This is a genomic window from Amycolatopsis sp. NPDC003676, from assembly GCF_053587275.1.
Genome location: NZ_JBSFNS010000276.1, coordinates 1 through 1,514 on the forward strand (window position 1 = coordinate 1; position 1,514 = coordinate 1,514).

Annotated in this window: 1 protein-coding gene; it reads right to left on the bottom strand. The window is 67.3% G+C overall.

The window, feature by feature from the left end:
- Nucleotides 1-235 precede the first annotated feature (235 nt).
- The coding region (locus ACWDNU_RS45605; protein WP_449673415.1) for a WD40 repeat domain-containing protein at nucleotides 236-1,514 on the bottom strand (1,279 nt) is incomplete at its 5' end.

The window sequence follows — 1,514 nt, forward strand, 5'->3', positions numbered from 1 at the left end:
GTAGGTTCGAGTCCTACAGGGGGCACCATGTTTTACCTGGCTGACCTGCGGGGATAGGCAGGCTGAGCCACCACACCCGCCCGCAGGCCACGATGAAAGAACTGGCCACGCGCGTGTGCGCCGCCTACATCCCGACGAATCCCACCCCCTCGCCTCACTGCGCGCTATTCGCCGGCCGCAGGCCCGAGGTTCCGTCGGCGCGAGTACTTGTGATTCCCGCCACGCCCAGTCCGTGTCAGCGGTCGTCGGGGTGGGGCGGGAGCTCGGGGCAGACCGAGTGGTACTCCAGGTCTGGGGACACCCATTCCGACCACTGCCGGCGGCTCATTTCATGAGGGAGTTTGTCGCACAGCAGCCGTGCCCATGCCTCGGGACCAGGCCAGGTCCAGAGGGTGGTCTTGTCGTCGAAGTCCCGTTGCATGGTTCGGACCGTCGCGCTGTCCGCACTGATCCACACGCCTTCGATCCAGCCGGGCGCCCCCTGCAACGGCTCACCGATCGCGTGGCCGTCGGCCAGATCCCAGAAGCGCAGGGTCCGGTCGCTGGATCCGGAAACGATATAGCGCCCATCAGCGCTGATGGCCAAGCTCCGCACCCAGTCCGTGTGCCCTGCCATCGGAGGGCCGATCTGCTCGCCGGTTCGCGTATCCCATCGGCGCAGGATCGCTTCCTCACCGGTGACGAACCGGGACCCGTCGGGCGCCATCGCCGCCGCCCAGATGAATTTGGCACGAATCTCCTTGACGAGGGCACCGGTGCGCACGTCCCAGAGACGTACCGAATCGGGGCTGTGGGTGAGCAGGCGCGTTTCAGCAGCATCGAATTCGATGCTGCTGATGTCGGAGGTGTGTCCGGTCAGCGGGTCGCCGATCGGTGCGCCGGTCTCGGTGTTCCACAGCCGGACCGTCTTGTCGTCGGCCACCGCGAGATAGCGACCGTCCGGGCTGAGCACGATCCCGTCGACCTCGGGCAGTCCGTCGAACGGCCCGCCGACGAGCGCGGCGGTGTCGGTGTTCCATACCTGTACGACATTTCCGACGGTGGCGGTGGCCAGCCGAGAACTGGTCGCGGCAAAGTCCAGATCGCCCACCTGCTCACCGAATCCGGTCAGTGGGCGGCCCACCTGCTCGCCGGTCTCGGTGTCGTAGAAGGTGACGGTCTTGTCAGGGCCGGTGACGGCGACGCGGCGGCCGTCCGCGCTCACCGCCGCCCGGGCTCCGAAATCGTCCGGGTAGTCGACGAGACGGATGCTGCGGCCGGTCTGCGCATCGACCACCCACACCGAGGCGTCCGCGTCGACCTGCTTGGCATAGAGGCTGCCCTCACCCTCGAAAGCCAGCACCGCGCCGAAGCCCGGTTCCGATGATCCCTCGTCCGACGGCCAAGGCGAGCCGAGCGAACCGGATCGACTGATGTCCCAGATACGCATCGTCCCGTCGAACGCCGTGGAAGCGAGGCGGCGGCCGTCGGGGTCGAATTCGACACCCATCACCCAACCGGAGAGGCCTTCCAGA